The 17,487-nt window shown below is 59.3% G+C and carries 15 protein-coding genes; 4 read left to right on the top strand and 11 right to left on the bottom strand.

Translation table 11 applies throughout. The annotated features are described in order from the left end of the window. Positions 1 to 27 precede the first annotated feature (27 nt). The 4 genes from G359_RS15360 to G359_RS20580 all read left to right on the top strand — a co-directional run bounded on the left by G359_RS15360 (position 28) and on the right by G359_RS20580 (position 3,889). Positions 28 to 480 carry an NUDIX domain-containing protein gene (locus tag G359_RS15360; RefSeq protein ID WP_045838088.1) on the top strand — a complete coding sequence of 151 codons (453 nt, stop codon included), beginning with the start codon at positions 28 to 30 and terminating at the stop codon, positions 478 to 480. 56 nt (positions 481 to 536) lie between these two features. After that, positions 537 to 1,058: a GNAT family N-acetyltransferase gene (locus tag G359_RS15365; protein WP_045836833.1), complete on the top strand. Its 522-nt coding sequence runs from the start codon at positions 537 to 539 to the stop codon at positions 1,056 to 1,058. A gap of 181 nt (positions 1,059 to 1,239) precedes the next feature. Then, positions 1,240 to 3,399, top strand: coding sequence for a DUF1217 domain-containing protein (locus tag G359_RS15370; protein ID WP_045836834.1), 2,160 nt, complete (start codon positions 1,240 to 1,242; stop codon positions 3,397 to 3,399). 160 nt (positions 3,400 to 3,559) lie between these two features. After that, on the top strand, positions 3,560 to 3,889 hold the full coding sequence (locus G359_RS20580) for a hypothetical protein (protein ID WP_156150794.1): 330 nt from the start codon (positions 3,560 to 3,562) through the stop codon (positions 3,887 to 3,889). A 65-nt stretch (positions 3,890 to 3,954) separates the two neighbouring features. Here the strand turns inward: G359_RS20580 and G359_RS15380 are convergent, their stop codons facing one another. The 11 genes from G359_RS15380 to glmM all read right to left on the bottom strand — a co-directional run bounded on the left by G359_RS15380 (position 3,955) and on the right by glmM (position 17,433). Continuing rightward, positions 3,955 to 4,779: a hypothetical protein gene (locus G359_RS15380; protein WP_156150795.1), complete on the bottom strand. Its 825-nt coding sequence runs from the start codon at positions 4,777 to 4,779 to the stop codon at positions 3,955 to 3,957. A 301-nt stretch (positions 4,780 to 5,080) separates the two neighbouring features. After that, positions 5,081 to 5,539 carry a c-type cytochrome gene (locus G359_RS15385; protein WP_052699405.1) on the bottom strand — a complete coding sequence of 153 codons (459 nt, stop codon included), beginning with the start codon at positions 5,537 to 5,539 and terminating at the stop codon, positions 5,081 to 5,083. Positions 5,540 to 5,580: 41 nt separating this feature from the next. Then, positions 5,581 to 6,393: a quinoprotein dehydrogenase-associated putative ABC transporter substrate-binding protein gene (locus G359_RS15390; RefSeq protein ID WP_045836837.1), complete on the bottom strand. Its 813-nt coding sequence runs from the start codon at positions 6,391 to 6,393 to the stop codon at positions 5,581 to 5,583. Beyond that, a complete protein-coding gene (locus tag G359_RS15395; RefSeq protein ID WP_256363878.1) occupies positions 6,374 to 8,158 on the bottom strand; it encodes a methanol/ethanol family PQQ-dependent dehydrogenase in 1,785 nt (594 codons plus the stop codon). The genes G359_RS15390 and G359_RS15395 overlap by 20 nt, the downstream gene beginning before the upstream one ends. A gap of 296 nt (positions 8,159 to 8,454) precedes the next feature. Next, the gene (locus G359_RS15400; RefSeq protein ID WP_045836838.1) at positions 8,455 to 9,252 is read right to left on the bottom strand and encodes a YdcF family protein; all 798 of its coding nucleotides are present in this window, start codon (positions 9,250 to 9,252) and stop codon (positions 8,455 to 8,457) included. 66 nt (positions 9,253 to 9,318) lie between these two features. Beyond that, positions 9,319 to 10,608 (bottom strand): adenylosuccinate synthase, encoded by a 1,290-nt coding sequence (locus G359_RS15405; protein ID WP_045836839.1) that lies wholly within the window; start codon positions 10,606 to 10,608, stop codon positions 9,319 to 9,321. Between the two features lie 97 nt (positions 10,609 to 10,705). Continuing rightward, entirely contained in the window at positions 10,706 to 12,388 is a 1,683-nt protein-coding gene (locus G359_RS15410) for a mucoidy inhibitor MuiA family protein (RefSeq protein WP_045836840.1), read from the bottom strand. A gap of 154 nt (positions 12,389 to 12,542) precedes the next feature. Beyond that, entirely contained in the window at positions 12,543 to 13,715 is a 1,173-nt protein-coding gene (locus G359_RS15415) for a phosphoserine transaminase (protein ID WP_045836841.1), read from the bottom strand. Between the two features lie 88 nt (positions 13,716 to 13,803). Beyond that, positions 13,804 to 14,760 carry a hypothetical protein gene (locus G359_RS15420; RefSeq protein ID WP_045836842.1) on the bottom strand — a complete coding sequence of 319 codons (957 nt, stop codon included), beginning with the start codon at positions 14,758 to 14,760 and terminating at the stop codon, positions 13,804 to 13,806. A gap of 289 nt (positions 14,761 to 15,049) precedes the next feature. Further along, positions 15,050 to 15,847: an outer membrane beta-barrel protein gene (locus G359_RS15425; RefSeq protein ID WP_045836843.1), complete on the bottom strand. Its 798-nt coding sequence runs from the start codon at positions 15,845 to 15,847 to the stop codon at positions 15,050 to 15,052. 236 nt (positions 15,848 to 16,083) lie between these two features. Continuing rightward, positions 16,084 to 17,433, bottom strand: a complete 1,350-nt coding sequence (gene glmM / locus G359_RS15430; RefSeq protein WP_045836844.1) for a phosphoglucosamine mutase — start codon at positions 17,431 to 17,433, stop codon at positions 16,084 to 16,086. Positions 17,434 to 17,487 lie beyond the last annotated feature (54 nt).

The following is a 17,487-nucleotide window of genomic DNA, read 5'->3' on the forward strand; positions in this document are numbered from 1 at the left end:
GACGGGCAGGAAAGGGAGAGTTCGCCGTTGAGAGAGGACCGCTTCCTCGTAGGCCAATTCGTCGCCCGCGCCTTCCAGCAATACTGGCGGTTGACGCGCGGCGTTTATTTGAACGTCGAGGCGTTCGTCATGGACGAAGCGGGCCGGATTCTCCTTGTGCGAGAAGAAGTGGGCGGAAAATGGAGCTTGCCCGCATCGACCGTACAAAAAGGCGAAAGCCTCGAGACCGCGCTCCGGCGCCTTATACGCGACGCAGCAGGCATCGAGGTTAATTCGAAACCCGAGCTGCGCGGCTTTTATGCCGAAAGCCGAAGCCGCCAAACGGGCATGTACGTCATCCGCAATTGGCAGCCGCACTCCGTCCCCGGCACCCTGGAAATGAACTTCTTTGCGCCATACGCGTTGCCGGCCGATGTCACGAAACCGGCCGCGGCGCGAATTAGCCGCTTGGTTGAGGGTCGCACAATTTCGCAAACGTGATAGAAGCCCCGCCTGCCGGACCGTGCCGGCGTCCTCTAGCCTGACAGTCCGCGCGCATGTCCCCATCGATCGTTATCCGCAAAGCGCATCCCGAAGATATCGTCGAGATATCGAAGTTGCATGCACGCGTTTTCGGGCCTGGACGCTTTGCGCGGTCTGCCTATCGGGTGCGCGAGGGAAAAGGACATCTGTCACGGTTCTGTCTTGTTGCCTGCATCGGCAATGAGATCGTTGCCTCGATCCGGACGACTGAGATCGCGATTGGCGGGACCAAGGGCGCGCTCCTGCTTGGACCGGTGGCAGTCGACTCAGACCATCGGAGCTTCGGCCTCGGCAGCAAGCTCATAACGGCCGCACTCGAAGCCGCGCGCAACGGCGGCACGAAACTCGTCGTGTTGGTGGGAGATCAGCCCTACTACGGCCGCTTCGGCTTCAAGCCCGTGCCACCCGGCCAGATCGTCTTCCCGGGCCCCGTCAACCCGTTCCGCATTTTGGCCCACGAACTGGAACCGGATACGCTCCCGAAGTATCGCGGCCTCGTGGTTGCAGAGCCACCCGCGAAATCAGCAGACAATTAAGCTCCGCACTTCCGGCAGTAACGCCATCGTAACCCGAATCTGTCGACGATCGGTTTAAGCCGCTCGTGGCGCAAAGTTGTATCCGATTCAATCGGACGCAAAGCGAAAGGCTTGTCAGGTCCAGTGCAAGCTGTGAGACCATAATTCGGGAACTCGATTCGACTGCAGCAGAAAGCCCGCGATGATCTCAACCTACCTGCTCTATCGGACCTACGCCGCCGACCTGCCGAAAACGCTTTCGCGCATTTCCGCCCAGACCGATGTTTCGAACGCCGCCAAATATTATCAGGCCAACATCGGCAACGTGAAAACGGTCGATGAATTTCTGAACAACTCGCGGCTTTTCACCTACGCGATGACGGCATACGGCCTGAGCGACATGGCGTACGCCAAGGCGTTCATGAAGAAGGTTCTGACGAGCGACCTGACGGACTCAAAGAGCTTCGTCAACAAGCTCACCGACACTCGATTTTTGGAATTCGCGAAGGCTTTCCAATTCTCGACTGATGGCACGCTCGCCTCGCAGCCAACCGTCGCCCAGAACTCGACGGAAGAGAACGATACGATCGGCCTGTACACGCAGCAGCAGGTCAACAAGGGCATCGCGGCCTCGACTGAAGCCACCTACTACCAGGCGAATATCGGCAGCGTGACGTCCGTCGATCAGTTGATGTCGAATTCGCGTCTGCTGAACTTTGCGATTACCGCTTTTGGCCTGAGCTCGAGCAACGCGTCGAGCGCCACGATCAGAGCCGTTCTGACCAGTGATCTTTCTGATCCCAATAGCGTCGCCAATACGCTCTCGAATTCAAATCCGAATTTCAAATTGCTGGCGTCCGCGTTCAATTTCGGGACCGACGGCAGCGTGAACGGAACCGCCCAATCAGCCGGCAACATTGTCTCCGCGGTTTCGCAGTACTTCAACGCGACCGGAACGAACGCCACCCCCGCGGCGGCGGCATACAAGACGCAGTATTATAAGGCCGCGATTACAAGCGTGACCTCGGTCGACGATCTGTTGTCGAATTCCACGTTGTACGATGTCGCGCTGACAGCGTTCGGCCTCAAACCCAACACGGAATCGCAAACGCTCATCCGCCAGATCCTGACGAGCGATCTCTCGGATCCCGACAGCGTCGCCAATCAGCAGACCAACACGGCGTACCAGAAGCTCGCGGCGGCGTTTAGCTTCAACACCGACGGATCGGTCAATGGCGCCGCACAGACATCCACTCAGGTCAGCAGCCTGATCTCCCTCTACTCGTCCAACTACGACGCCACCCAGAAAACGTCGAACGCCACGGCAACCTCGGCCTACCAGGACGCGATTGAGGCCGCGACCTCCGTTCAGGATCTGCTCAACAGCACGGCGTACAACTACATCCTGTCGGCCTACGGAATAGATCCGCTCAAGACGTCAAAATACACGATCACCAAGATTTTGCAGAGCGACGCGAGCGACCCGAACAGCTTCGCGAACCAGTCGCATAACCCCGCCTATATAGCGATGGCGGCGGCATTCAATTTCGGTTCCGACGGCAAAGCGAAGACCGCGCAGGTTGCGCAAACGAGCGCAAATCTCACCTCAACGGTCAAACTCTATATGACGCAAGCCGGCACATCGACAGCCGCGCTGGATCAAGCAGAGACCGACAGCAATTACTACGCAACGGCGATCGGCGCGATCACCAACGTCGATGATTTCCTGAAAGACTCCAAGCTCGTGAAGTTCGCACTCAGCGCATACGGGCTGAAGGACGCAAACCTCTCGACCTCGGATTTACGCAAGATCCTGACGAGCGATCCCCTCGATCCGAAGAGTTACATCAATAAGGTCGAGAATTCCAAATATCGGCCGCTTGCCGTAGCGTTCAATTTCGGAACTGATGGCAAGACGCTCGACGTTCCGGCGGGCCAGTCGCAAGACCGTAGCCAAATAGTCGAGACGATGGACAACTACGTCGAACAGACGATGGAATCGCAGGCCGGCGATCAAAGCGACGGCGTTCGTCTTGCTCTTTACTTCCAGAAGAAAGCGTCGAGCATAACCTCAGCCTACCAGATCCTCGCCGACAAGGCTCTTTTGCAATTCGCCCAGACCGCCTTGGGTCTATCCTCGTATATGTCTGCTGCCGATATCGACACCCAGGCAAAGATGATAACCCAGAGGCTAACTCTGACGGACCTTCAAGACCCGACGAAGGTGAATAAGATCATCGCCCAGTACGCGGCGCTTTATGACGCCGCGAATTCGACAGCCAGCAGTTCTCCAATCCTTCAAATCCTGCAGGGAAGCTCAAACTCTAACGGCATCATAACAATTGATCCGATCACGACATAAGCCCCGTCCGGCCAACTCGCTCGATAGGCCGGCTTCGCATTCTGTGCCAATAAAGCAGCAGACTGAAGGATCCGGCTAAACGGTCTTTTAGTTGTTGGCGAGCAGGATTAATCTTTGCAGACAGCCTGCGACGCGGGCTTCGATGCGAAGGACCCATGCGATGAGACCTTTTGCTTTCACCTCAGTTGCTACGGCCGCACTGCTGCTGTCGGCCGCGGCCGCAGTCGCCCAGCCCCCCCGCTCGAGTTCCGGCCCGCGAGGCCCGGACGGCGGCGTCCAATGGGCGCCTGTCGATCGCCTGGGACCGACCTTCGCGGCTGACGATTTCCTGCTTCCGGACTCAGGCTGGAACGGCCATGGCGTCGCCACGGCCGGGACGGCGGGACCCAATTGGACATTGAGACAGCCAGTATTCGGTCCGCCCCTGCCGACACTCCCGACCCCGGCGCGGCGTAGGGGTTACATCATCCTGGAAGAAAACGGCAACTGACAGCGTTTTTTCAAAACGAAAGAGACGCGAATTTCCTCGCGTCTCCTAGCAACTGAGCATGTCGTTTAGAACACTCGAAATCTAAAGCGCGCCGGAACATTGGTATCGCGGCTGTTGCCACCACGTACACCACCATACCACGCCGCACCGAGCCCGATGAGAAGACCGATGCCGGTGAGCAGTCCCGAAAGTTCCGTCGTCTTCTTCGCCTTGTCGAGCGCCGCAATCGCATCGTTATAAGCCGTATCGACGCGAGCTTGCGCATCGGCCTGCGATATACCGGCTCTAGAAGCAACGATCGAGGAAACGAGATTCCTGTCGCTCGGCGCGATGTGATCGTTACCGAAAGACCGCATGAATACCGCTTCGATGGTCTTCTCTTCCTCGGCGCTCAACAGCTGAACGTTGGTGACGGGCTTACCCTCCGGCGGCGTGGCCAATGCAGTCACGATTCCCGAAAGCGGACTGGATGATGAACTCGAGAACTTTGCGATGGCCGAAGATCCCGCGTGCAACGCAGCAGCGCCTGCGCTTGCCGCAATAAACGCGCCGAACAGGACACATACGCCCCAAGCCACGAGACCCTGCAGTCCATCGCGAAATTCAACCTCGTCGGGCGGCACGTCTGCAAGACGCGGACGGACGCGGGCGGCTACGTATCCCGCGATGAGAAACGACGCGATCGTCGCGATCAGCGCCCAAGCTGCAGCGACTGATGCGGCAAGGGCCCCGTGGGAGTGACCCGGCCATGGAGACAAAAAGGATAGTCCCGCGGCAATGCCGAGAGACGTCAGAACGAACAAGAGTGCCGTCCCAGTGACCGCGCCGGCAAGTATGCCCCGCCAGCTGAGATACGGGCCCGTCTCGCGCACGTCGACAATTTCTACCATCGTGGCGTCTCCTTCGATCATCTAAAACCCAAAAGGCCCAGAAGAAACGAAATGACCACGATCAATCCGATCAGATAAATGATCTCGTGCACTGCACGTCTCCTCACATTATGCCGCCCATTCAACGGCAGCGGCGCGCAGATTGTTCCGGGGAAACAAAACCTTCGCATCTGCAGCAAGGATAGCGAGTGCACGGTGAGCACCACGAGAGGATGATGAAAAGAGAAAGGAGCGAGCGAAAATATCAGAGTCAACGACGCGCCATAGAACGGCTGCCGAAGTGCATGCCCCCCGGCCGAACCTACTTCGCGTCTTTTTTCATTGTGTCCTTCGACTCCTCACCCGGCATCCCGAAAGATAGCGCGTGAACATACGCCGCCACCTGCCAGACCTGCTCGTCCGGCAAGAAGCCTCGGAACGACGGCATCCCGTTGGGCCGTCCTTCGCGAATAGATGCCGCGATGTTCTCGATCGAGCCGCCGTAGATCCAGACCTTGTCCATCAAGGCTGGTCCCATGCCGCCACCACCGTTGGCATGACAGCCGACGCAGTTCATGGCGCTGAAGATCTGCTTTCCTTGAGCGATCTGCGCGGGATCGTTCATGATCCTGCGGCCTTCTGCGCTCGTCTGCGCAATGACCTCGCCGCCTCCCGGAGCGAGTGGAACCAACGAGACTTCCGGCTCTGGGTTATTCGTCACCTGATGCGTACTGCCGTTTTCAGCGGCTTCGGAGTTGCAGCCCGCGATCAGTAAGGTCATCAGCGCGCAACTCAAATAAGGAAGAGATTTTTTCACAGGGCTCACTCCGCTGCTGCGGATTTCTTCGTCATTGGTGAAGTTTGAATGTGATATTCCGCGAGGATGTTTCGAATGTCGGCTTGACGTCTCTCAAGCGAGCGATTGATTTCATCAGCGAGCGCCGTATCCGGCTTGCGCACGCCCATCGATATGGAAAATCTCATGTCGGGAATATTATCGATGTGCGTGACCCGCAACGCAGGCGTCTGGCGCACTGCGTAATAATCGGCAACTGGACCCCAAACGACCGAAAGATCGACATCGCCATGCGCGACACCGGCGACCACGGGAAGAAGCGGATCTGGCTTCGACCAGTCGCCAATCACCATGTAACCTTTGATGCCGCTTATGATCCCGCGCCGCGCGAGTTCCGTCATCGGCGGTGTATTCGCGCCGTCATTGCCGACGAGCTGAACCCCGATGCGCGTGTTTCGCAAGCTTGCATCATCGAAAGAGGTTATCGGAGCGGCGCCTTGCGGCTGAACGAACGCGTAGCTCGCCGTGTAATAAGGCTTCGTCGGCCGCACCCGGTGAAAATCGACCGGCACACCCGGAACGACATCGCAAAGCCCGGCGCCAAGCCCCTTGCGGATGAACCCGCGCCACTCCGGCGTCCACACGAACGTCGCGGTCGCGCCCATGTCGGCGGCGATGAGCGTTGCTATCCGATTTTCGAAGCCTTCGCCGCGATCGTTTGAGAACGGCATGTTGTTCGGATCAGCGCAGAACTTCAATTCGCGCGCGACGACCGGGCCAACCGAAATGGCAATGGCACCAAGAGCGAGAACGATCACTTTACGGAATCGCGAAAACATAAAGCGTTCCTCCCTTCGTCGTATGCTCGGGAAGATCTTTGACGGCGTTGACGAAACCGAGCGCGGCCGTGCCGTCGCGCTTATCGAGGCCGCCGGCGACGATTGCGCCTGGCCAGCCGCCGACACCCGACAGAACGGAAACGTACTGTTTCCCGTCCGGGCCGCGCCACGTCGTCGGCTGACCGATAATTCCGGAGCCTGTTTTGAACCGCCAAAGGAGTTTACCGGTTTTCGCATCGACGGCTTTGAACCAGCCCTCCATCGTCCCGTAGAAGACCACGTCGCCAGCGGTTGCCAGTGCGCCGCTCCAGACAGGAAACGACTCGTCGATTTTCCAGACTTCCTTGCCCGCCTGAATATCCCACGCAGACATCACGCCGCGATTACCACCCGGCCCCGCATTCATGTGAACATTGGCGCCGACATAGGGCGTTGCCGCGATATAGCCGACGTCCTTCTCTTCGATGTCCATGCAGAGGTTGTTGTGCGGAATGTAGAGAAGTCCCGTCGATTCCGAGAATGAGGATGGCTGCCAATCCTTGCCGCCCGGCGGCGCGGGGCAAACATCCGTCATCACCTCATCGACCTTCGGCTGCTTCGCCTGATTGTAAATGAGGCGGCCCGACATCAAGTCGACGTTCGTGCTGCTGGTGATATGCACGAATGGATTTGCGGCCAAAACCTCGCCATTCTCCCGATCGATGATGTAGACGTAGCCATTGCGATCCGGATGGACGAGCACTTTCCGGTTCTTGCCGTTCCACTCCGTATCGAGAAGAATGCATTCGTTGACCGCGTCGTAATCCGACACGTCATGGGGGCTCAGCTGATAGAACCAGCGCGCCTGACCGGTATCGGCGTCGCGCGCAAAGATTCCGGCCGTCCAGAGATTGTCGCCGGGACGCATCGAGGAATTCCACGGCCCCGGATTCGATGTGCCGTAATAGATGAGGTTCAGCTCCGGGTCGTAGGAAACCCAGCCCCAAACAGTTCCGCCGCCCTGCTCCCACATGCCCGACGGCCAAGTCGAAACGCCGAGATCCTTGCCTTGGAATTGTGGATAGTGCGGATTGAACCCGCTCCCGATCAGCACTTCCTTATCGGGACCCGTGCTGAATGCCTTCCACAAAACCTTGCCCGATCCCTGGTCGAGCGCCGCAATCCATCCGCGAACGCCCATTTCGCCGCCGGAATCGCCGACAAGAACTTTATCCTTGGCGAGAAGCGGTGCCATCGTCATCGTCTCGCCGATTTTGATGTTCGCCATCTGCGTTCGCCAGATCTCGGCGCCGGAGTTGGCATCGACAGCGATCGTGTTGCCATCGAGCGTATTGAAGAAGACCCGCCCGTTAGCGAAAGAGGCGCCGCGATTGACGACGTCACAGCAGGCAACGCCCTGCGATGCCGCGAGCGGATGCGGCTCATATTTCCATTTGAGCGGCGCGCCGGGCTTCGACAGATCGAGAGCGTAGAGGATGTTCGGATAGGGCGTGAGTGCGTAGAGCGTATCGCCGACGACGAGCGGCGCGGACTCTTCCCCGCGGTCAACACCCATAGAAAAGGTAAATGCGGGCTGAAGCTTTGCAACGTTCTCCGTATTGATATCGGAAAGCGAACTGTAGCGCGTGAGGCCCGTGTTGGCGCCAGGCATCGGCCACTCGTTCCCGCCCGCATTCGCAAAGGCTGGCGCCTTGGGTTTCGATACGTTTTCTTGGGCTAAGGTTTGAGCGAATGAAGGAAGCGGATGGAATGCCAAAAGTGGCATGAGAGAAAGGAACAACGTGTGGCGTCTGAAATTTGGCATCGGCGTATCCCTGAAAGAGTTGGGCGTTGCCGGGCACCGATGACAACGCGGACGCCACCAAACCTGCGGTCGCCGCTCACGGCACCCCTCAGTTGCCCAAACCGGCGGAGGGATTAGCGGTTCCTGATGTTCGAAGGATTTGCGTTAGACCTGTCGGCTTACTGTTAAGCGGGCGCAAAGAACCGTCCGCAGACAAGCTCTGGCGACACGCTTTCACGAAGTAGATCAAGTTTTGCGCGAAGTGCGCGCGTGATCTTTCAAGGTCCCGGGAAGAGGGACGTGCTTCGTCCCGACATCCAATATGCGAGCAATCCGATCCACTCTTTGGCGGCGAGATCCGTGCGCTCCATCCCAGCGGAAATGCTGTCGAAGGGGCGGATCGCATCTATTCGCCCACGCGTCCGGAAATCGACGGGATAAGGCACGACGTCGAACCCTACTTTGCGGAAAACGCCAACCGCGCGCGGCATGTGGAAGGCGGACGTGACGAGCAGCCACTTATCTTCGCTCGTGGGCTTGAGTAGCCGCTTTGTAAACAGCGCGTTTTCGTAGGTATTTCGCGAGTTGTTCTCGATCACGATCCGGGAAGGCTCGATACCCGCATCGATAAAGAACTTCCGGATATCGGAACCTATCCCCTCGCCGCCGAAAAGAGAGCCACTGCCACCGGTGAAGACCACTTTCGCGTCGGGAAGCGCGTGCGCAAGGCGCAGCGTCTCAGTCAGCCGTTCCGCAGATTCGTTTAGCGCCAGACCGCCTCGACGATCCGTAATCGAACCATCCTCAAAGCCGCCCAAGAGAATGATGCCGTCGATCTTTCCTTGCGGCACCTCCGGCACACGCGTCGCAAAGCGCTGCTCCAACGGCAGAACGAGAAGATTGCCGCCGGGCAGGAATCCGAAGAGGACGATGATGCCGAAGCCCACCGAGAGGAAAAACCCAGCGGGCTTCGGGCGGCCGAATTTCAGAAGGAGAATTCCCGCAGCGAGGGCGAAAAACGCCAGGCTCGACGGCTGGATGCAGAAGAAGATGATCTTCGATGCGATGAAAAACATTTCAGATCCCCCTTCTGCTCGCCGGCCGACCCTGGCCTCCGATTATCCCCGGACGTTTCCCCGTCCTCAGATGAAGGGGTCCTTCATCAGAATGGTGTCGTCGCGCTCCGGGCTCGTCGAGAGAAGCGTGATCGGACATTCGATCAGCTCCTCGACGCGACGCACGTATTTCACGGCTTGCGCCGGAAGATCGGCCCAGCGCCGCGCGCCTTGCGTTGATTCCGACCAGCCTTCGAACTCTTCGTATATCGGCTCGATTTCCGCCTGCGCGGACGAACTCGCCGGCAAACGCTCGATGCGCTCGCCGTTGAGTTTGTAGCCGACGCAGATGCGGATGGTATCGAAGCCGTCGAGAACATCGAGTTTGGTCAGCGCAATGCCGTCGATGCCGGAAACCTTCGCAACCTGCCGGACGAGAACGCTGTCGAACCAGCCGCAACGTCTCTTGCGGCCCGTAACGGTGCCAAATTCGCGACCCCGTTCGCCGATCCGTTCGCCGATTGCGTCCGTAAGCTCCGTCGGAAACGGACCGGATCCGACGCGCGTCGTGTAGGCCTTTGCGATACCGAGCACATAACCAACGTGACCAGGCCCCATGCCCGAACCCGTGGCAGCCTGCCCCGCAACCGTATTCGATGACGTGACGTAGGGATATGTTCCGTGGTCGACGTCGAGAAGCGCGCCTTGTGCACCCTCGAACAGGATGCGCTTGCCCTGCCGCCGCGCCTGATCGAGAAGTTCCCACGTGACGGCCGTGTAGGGGAGAACCTTCGGCGCGATGGCAAGAAGCTCCGCTATCAGGTCTTCCTTCACGATCTCAGGCTGACCGAGACCGCGACGAAGTGCATTGTGATGTGCGAGCGCCCGATCAACCTTCGCTCCAAGCGTCGCAGGCGATGCCAGATCCTGCACCCGGATCGCGCGGCGGCCGACCTTGTCTTCATAGGCCGGTCCGATTCCACGCCCCGTGGTGCCGATCTTTTCCGTGCCCGCCGCAGCCTCGCGAACGACATCGAGTTCGCGATGGAAAGGAAGAATGAGCGTCGCGTTCTCCGCAATGCGCAGATTTTCCGGCGTGATGGCGATGCCTTGTTGCGTCAAGCGCGCGATCTCGTCGGTCAGCGCCCACGGATCGATGACGACACCATTGCCGATGACGGAAAGTTTGTCGGGCCGAACCACACCCGAAGGCAGCAGCGATAACTTGAACGTCGTGCCGCCAATGACGAGCGTGTGTCCCGCATTATGCCCGCCTTGAAAGCGCACGACGACGTCGGCGCGTTCCGACAGCCAATCCACGATCTTGCCTTTGCCCTCGTCTCCCCACTGGGCTCCGACCACCACGACGTTTGCCATTAGTTCAAACCTTCTCACACTCTCATGATTTGGCCCCGGCATCGGCCAGGGCCTCGCGGCAATTCCGCTAGCTTAGTTCACGCTCTGGCTTGTCGTCTCAACGCCCGTAGACGATCGACTTCGCCGCCGGCCACGAAACTCGATAGCCGTACTCCAGAATTTTTTCCTCATCCGGCTCGAGCTTGCTCTGGAAAGCAATGATCCCGCGCTTGTCGTCGACATTCTGCGTCGTCGGCGAAACCCGGCCCGTCAGCTCGACCTTGATGTCGTCATTCTGCGCCACGGGAACGCGATCGAGAATGGTCACGTCAATGGCCCGCTCGTGCATGTTCTTTACGTTGACGCGGAAGTTGCGGCTATCGACGTGCGACGTCGAAATAAGCCCGCTCTCGCCACGCTTTTCTTCCAGCACCGCATGCTTGATCTTGACCTGATCGTCTATGCCGAAGCCGAGATCATATTCGCTTCCCGGATTGAGAAGCGGCAGATCCCCGGTGCCGACGAACGTGCCGTCGCGAAATAGATAAACTGTACCCGGCAGCAGAGGCGTGCCCTTGGCGAGCTTGAGCTTCGCATAGAGGTAGGCGCTGGTATCGAGCTTCGGAACGGCGCGAACGCCCAAGGCCGGCTCGATGGCCTCCGATGCGAGAAGCACGCGCTTGGCTTCGCCCGTTCCCGCGATGCTCGCCCGTCCGGGAACCTCGAACGTCGCTTCGAACGGTGCACTTTGCAGCTGCGCCACGGTTTCTTCGACGATGGCCGGTTCGGCCGCCTCTTGCGCCAAGTTACCGCCGACAGCGTCCTCCGCGGCAAGCGACCGCCGTTTTTCCATCAATGCCGGCGCCGGCGGAGGAGCCGCGGCTGCTACCGGCTTCGGCGGCTGTTCGAAATCCACGAATTGCGTATCGATGTCCGGCGCCGACGAACCATCACTTGGCCGCGATGTCGAAAGGTTCAACGAAACGCCATCCCAATTCTCTCCCGAGCGCTGCGTAATCGCCGCGCGCCGGTCAAGCGACAGTTTCGGCGGCTCCGTCTTCGAGCCCGTCTGCAGCCGGGCATCGTACAGCGGCGCCCAGTGAGCATCCGGAACCTGATAACGCACGCTCAAATCAGCCTCGAGCGGCGTCTGCGCGACAACGTGCACGCGCACCTCGGTTTGTTCCGTCCGTGCAGGCGCCAGCGCCGCAAGCTGTTTCTCGGCGTCGGAGATCTGCCGGTTGATCTCACGAATTTTCTGCTCGGCATCGAGCGCAAGTTTGCTCGCGTCTCCCGTCGCCTGCGCGATCAGAGCCAGAACCTTCGGCCAGTCGTCGAGCGGCGGAGCAACAGATGGCGTTTGAGAAGAGGGCCGCGCCGGGAGCTGAGCGAGATTGGCAATGAGCTTCTTTTGTGTCTTCGCAGCCTGCGCCTGCGCATCGACAGTCGTTCTCTGATCTTTGAGAGCCTGAATGGAGTCTTCGAGAATTTTGCGCTGCTTGTCGGCAGCTTCGCTCTCGGCGCGCTGCAGAAGCTTCTTCGCTGTATCGACAGAACCAATATCGAGCTTGCCGCTCGCCTTGCCCTCGACCCTCACCGAACCGGGAATGGCACTCGCCGGCACGTCGCCGATGACGATCGTATGCTCGCCCTTGTCGATGTGGACCTTTGCGACGCGCGTAACCTCCGCGCCCGAAAGAAACACGGTCACGTCGTCAACGGCTGACGTCGCCGGTACTTCGGCAGCACGCGCGTGGAACGGCATGGCGGCCAGGAAAGCTGCCGCAAAGACAAAACGCATCTCGCTGTGACCTTTGGTTGTTTGGTTCTGACGACGCCCGAATGAACCGCCCTGCCGAGTGGCGACCCCAACCGATTATGGCCGATGCAAAGCGCGATAAAAAGGCATTGACAGCGGCCGTGTTAACCAGAATACGCGAAGGTATCCAGCGAATTCACACCGAAATCGCCTCCGCGCGAGCCTTCGCATACCCCCATTCAAGCCAGGGTAGAAGTGCCGCGATGTCATCACTCTCGACCGTAGTGCCGCACCAAACCCGAAGCCCGGCCGGCATGCCACGGTAAGCGGCAATATCGAAGGCCGCAGCCTCGCCTTCGAGCAAGCGGACGAGCCTGCGCATGACTTTAAGACGCACGTCCTCCGATGCATTCGCCAGCGCCGGTTCTGCGAACCGCATCGCGACCGATGTGTGAGAGCGCGTCCGAGGATCGGCGGCAAGCGGGGCCACCCAGGGCGTCCGGTCGATCCAATCGTAGACCAGCGAAGAATTGGCGCTTGTCCGCGCGATCGTCGCATCGATCCCGCCGAGACCCTCCGCCCAGTTGAGCGCGTCGAGGTAATCTTCGACGCATAGCATCGACGGCGTGTTGATCGTGACGCCCTCGAAAACGTCGCGAAGAACCCCGTCCTTGTTCGTCAGCCGGAAAAGCTTCGGCACGGGCCACGGCGGCCGATACGAAGCTAGCCGGTCGAGCGCACGCGGCGACGCAATGAGCATCCCGTGCGCGCCTTCTCCGCCAAGCGCCTTTTGCCAGGAATAGGTCAGCACATCGATTTTTCGAAGATCGATGCTCTCCGCGAAAAGCGCCGACGTCGCGTCGCAAATGACGAGACCTTGCCGATCATCGGAAATCCAATCGCCGTCGGGAACCTTCACGCCCGTCGTCGTGCCGTTCCATGTGAAGAGAACGTCGCGCGAGAAGTTGACCTCGCCGAGATCCGGAAGATGTCCCGGTTCCGCCTCGAACGTGCGCAGATCGGTAAGCTTCAACTCGGCGGTCGCATCGCGCAGCCAGTTGTGGCCGAACACGTCCCACGCCAGCACATCGACCCCGCGTTCACCCAAGAGGTTCCACATCGCGAGTTCGAATGCTCCGGTATCCGAGCCCGGAACAATCGCGACTTCATAGCCCGCAGGAAGACGAAGAATATCCCGCGTACGGTCGACGGCGAGCTTCAATCTCTCCCGGCCATCAACGGAGCGATGCGAACGCCCAACGAGGGCGCCGCTCAACGCATCCGGTTTCCATCCCGGGCGTTTGACGCACGGGCCGGACGAAAAGAATGGGCGAGCGGGTTTGATCTTTGGCTTTTTGAGTTCGGACATCGGCCGCTCTTAGCATGGAGGCGACACAAGAAAAAAGGCGGTCGCGAACGACCGCCTTTCGGCACCAAGCAACACAAGGGTGCACGTTCTAATCAAACTTGATCCGGAGGCCGGAGCGGAACTGCTGCAGGACGGCGTCCTTGTAAACAACCCTGTTTTCGCCCGAAACAGTTGGCACCGTGGAGGAAATTGCCCCGCCTTCCCAAAGCATCTGCCAGCCGTTGTCCCAAATAATGGTGTCGGTGATATTGGTGGCGATGCCTGCTTGAACTGCCGCAGCGAAGTCGATCTGATCTTTGGTCGTCTTTCCGGTCGTCGTGTAAGTTGCGGGCAACGTGGCGGTATTGACGCAATATCCGTCGGGGTAATTGATGCCGCCGTCCAGACCCGCACTCGTATTCGTCGACTGATTACAGGTCGCGACTTCCTTGTAATTGCGCTTGATCTGACGCCAAGAGAAACCGAATCCGCCTCCCACATAGGGCGTAAACCGCGTTCCCGTTGGTATGTCATACAGCAAATTGAAAAGAGCCGTCGTGCGGGAAAGCTTCACCTTATCGCTCCGCGATACGTCGTAAAAGTTCGTATCGAAAGTGGGACTAGGGAGCTGAGTCGTGGGGTTGATATAGGTGGGTCCGGCAGCCGACCGAGTCGCAGTCGTATAATCGGAAATTGACGAGCTGTAGATTTCTGAACCCGGGGTGTAATCGACAGCGATTTCGGCCCGCAGAGATGGTGTGATATAGCGGCCGAAATTGAGACCGAATATCGGTGTATTGCCTATGCTGCCGCTATCCACATTGGTTGTGGGTCCGGACTGTTCGTAGTCAGTTATTTTGGCATCTTGAAAGATGTTTCCGCCGAGCGCCAACCCGACGTACCAATCGGAATCTGCGTCATATGTCGGCACGGGAACGGGTGCCGGAACCGGTATCGCGACGCCGCCGCCCATATCCTTGACGCCACCCCAGTCCGCGGCCATTGCAGGCGCCCCACCGGCGGCAAGTAGAAAACACGTGGCGATCCACGCTTTCGCAGATTTCATAATCGATCCCTCAAATCGGGCACGCATAAATATGCGCACCACTCAAAGACTCTGCTCAACGCTACGCTTGCGCTAACCGAGCCCTAGGAGGGAAACAGCGGCTTCGGATCGGTGTCCGTGGGCTCCTCGGGAAGGAGGAGCCCACTACGCTTCACGGGGGAGGACACTCAAACGCGAAACACGCACAACAAACCACACCTTTGGCATTCCGGGCGGAACAGGTGCTACGCCCCTGCTCCATCTCTTCTCGAGGGCGCGACGGCGCCCAGACAAATAACCAGACAAATAATCAGTTCAGATCGTACCGAAGGCCGACGCGAAGCTGATGAGCGGTAATGTCCTTTAATTTTTCAGAAGACGTCACAGTGTCTGCATCGAACGAAGCCGTTTCCGCTTTGCCGAGGTAGAGGAAGCGATATCCGAAATCGAGGTAGAGCGCGTTGCCCGAGCTGACCGCTACCGGCTCGTCCTTCATGCCGCTGACGTAGGTCGTCTGACCGCCGCGGATACGCCAGGAGACACCGGCCATTGCCGCTGCCGCGAAATTATCGGTTGATTTGCCGCCAAATTCGGTTGTGCAACCGCACTGCTCGAACGTCCCGGACGACGTTGAATTGTGCGCATAACCGATGCCGGCGCCGATGTAGGGAACGACGCGGCCACCACGGTTGAAATCATAATAGAGGTTGGCGAGGACGACGGTGCTGCTCAGATCGAACTTCGCGTTGCCGACGAGGTTGCCCGGCGAATAATAAAGCGAGGACTCGGTGCTGGCGTCGAAAATATGATCGACCGTGATATCGCCACGGAACCCGCGTCCGAAATAGCGGCCGATACCGCCACCGACGCTCCACGCGCCGTCTTGGCTGGAGTTTCCCACCTCACGGCCGCTGAAGCTCAGCGAAGGGCTCGTGAACCAGTTATATCCGCCGTCGGCCCGGATGTACCAACCCGCCGACGCAGCCGGCATGGGCGCCATGATAGGTGCGTCCTTGAGGCTGGTGCCGCCGAGGTCAGCAGCCGACGCAGCCAGAGCACTGCTAAGAACGAGTGCCGCGCTGAGCAGTACTTTGCGCGTAATAAGCATGTGATTTCCCTTCTCGAGCGGCTCAGCGCTCCGCGCCGGACCGGTACTAAAACCGGTCTCGAATATTACCGAGAAGGCTTAAGACGAGCTTAATTGGCGTCGAAATCTGACACGCCGGAGCAGAAGCCGAATTGCTAATGAGAAGTTAACGTGATGTGCGCACGGACGATCGCCCGCGCCCGGCCCGCGCGCGTCGCCGAACAGAGTTCACATAGGCTCAGATCAACGAAAGCAGCTTATGCAGCTGCAGCCGACTTAACGGCGTCGCAGATGTCACCAACAATGGTCGACACGATCTTCTCGTCATCCCCTTCCGCCATGACGCGGATGACGGGTTCCGTCCCCGACGGCCGAATGACGAGACGCCCGTTTTCTCCGAGCTTCGCCTTCGCGCCCTCGATCGCCTTGATGACTCGCGTATCTTCGAGCGGACGACCGTTTGCATAACGAACGTTCCGCAAAATCTGCGGCAACGGCTGAAAGCGGTTGCAGACTTCCGAAACAGTTTTACCGGTGGCGACGACGCACGCCAAAATCTGCAGTGCAGAGACCAATCCGTCACCCGTCGTCGTGAAGTCGGAAAGCACGATATGCCCCGATTGCTCGCCGCCGACGTTGAATCCATGCTTGCGCATGTGTTCGGTGACGTAGCGATCGCCGACCGGCGTGCGTGCAAGCGTCAATCCGATAGACCGCAAATAGCGTTCCAGCCCGAGGTTGCTCATCACCGTCGCGACGATGCCGCCCGCCGCGAGCTTCCCCGTCCGGTGCCAGCTCTCCGCGATCACCGCCATCAGCTGATCGCCATCGACGATCTCGCCCTTCTCGTCGACGATCACGACGCGGTCCGCGTCGCCGTCGAGCGCGATGCCGATGTCGGCGCGAAGCTCTTTCACCTTCTCGACGAGCGCTTTCGGCGACGTCGATCCGCAATTCAAATTGATGTTGTGGCCGTTCGGCTCGACGCCGATCTTGATGACTTCGGCGCCGAGTTCCCAAAGCGCTTCCGGCGCGACCTTATATGCCGCGCCATTGGCGCAATCGATGACGATGCGAAGCCCCGCAAGACGCAACTGCTTCGGCATCGTTCGCTTGGCGAATTCGATATACCGTTCCTGCGCACTCTCGACCCGTGTCGCACGGCCGATGCGGTCGGATTCGACCAGCAAGGAGCTGGAGTCGGAATCGATCAGATCCTCGATCTGCCTTTCCATCTCGTCCGACAGCTTGTAGCCGTCCGGATCGAAGAGCTTGATGCCGTTGTCGTAAGACGGATTGTGGGAAGCCGAGAGCATCACCCCGAGATCGGCCCTGAGAGACCGCGTCAGCATGGCGACAGCCGGCGTCGGCATCGGTCCGAGCAGGAACACGTCCATCCCGACCGACGTGAAGCCCGACATGAGCGCCGCTTCCAGCATGTAGCCGGAAAGCCGCGTATCCTTGCCGATCACGACACGGTGGCGATGTGTGCCCGACCGGAACACGGTTCCGGCCGCCATCCCGACCTTCAGCGCAATTTCCGACGTCATCGGATGCGTGTTGGCGAGACCGCGAATACCGTCCGTCCCGAAATAACGGCGTCCCATGCTAACCTCCCGTCGTGTGGATCAACCCATTCGCGCGAAGAGCCCGAATCGGCG

It is taken from the genome of Hyphomicrobium sp. 99 (assembly GCF_000384335.2).
GTDB lineage: Bacteria > Pseudomonadota > Alphaproteobacteria > Rhizobiales > Hyphomicrobiaceae > Hyphomicrobium_B.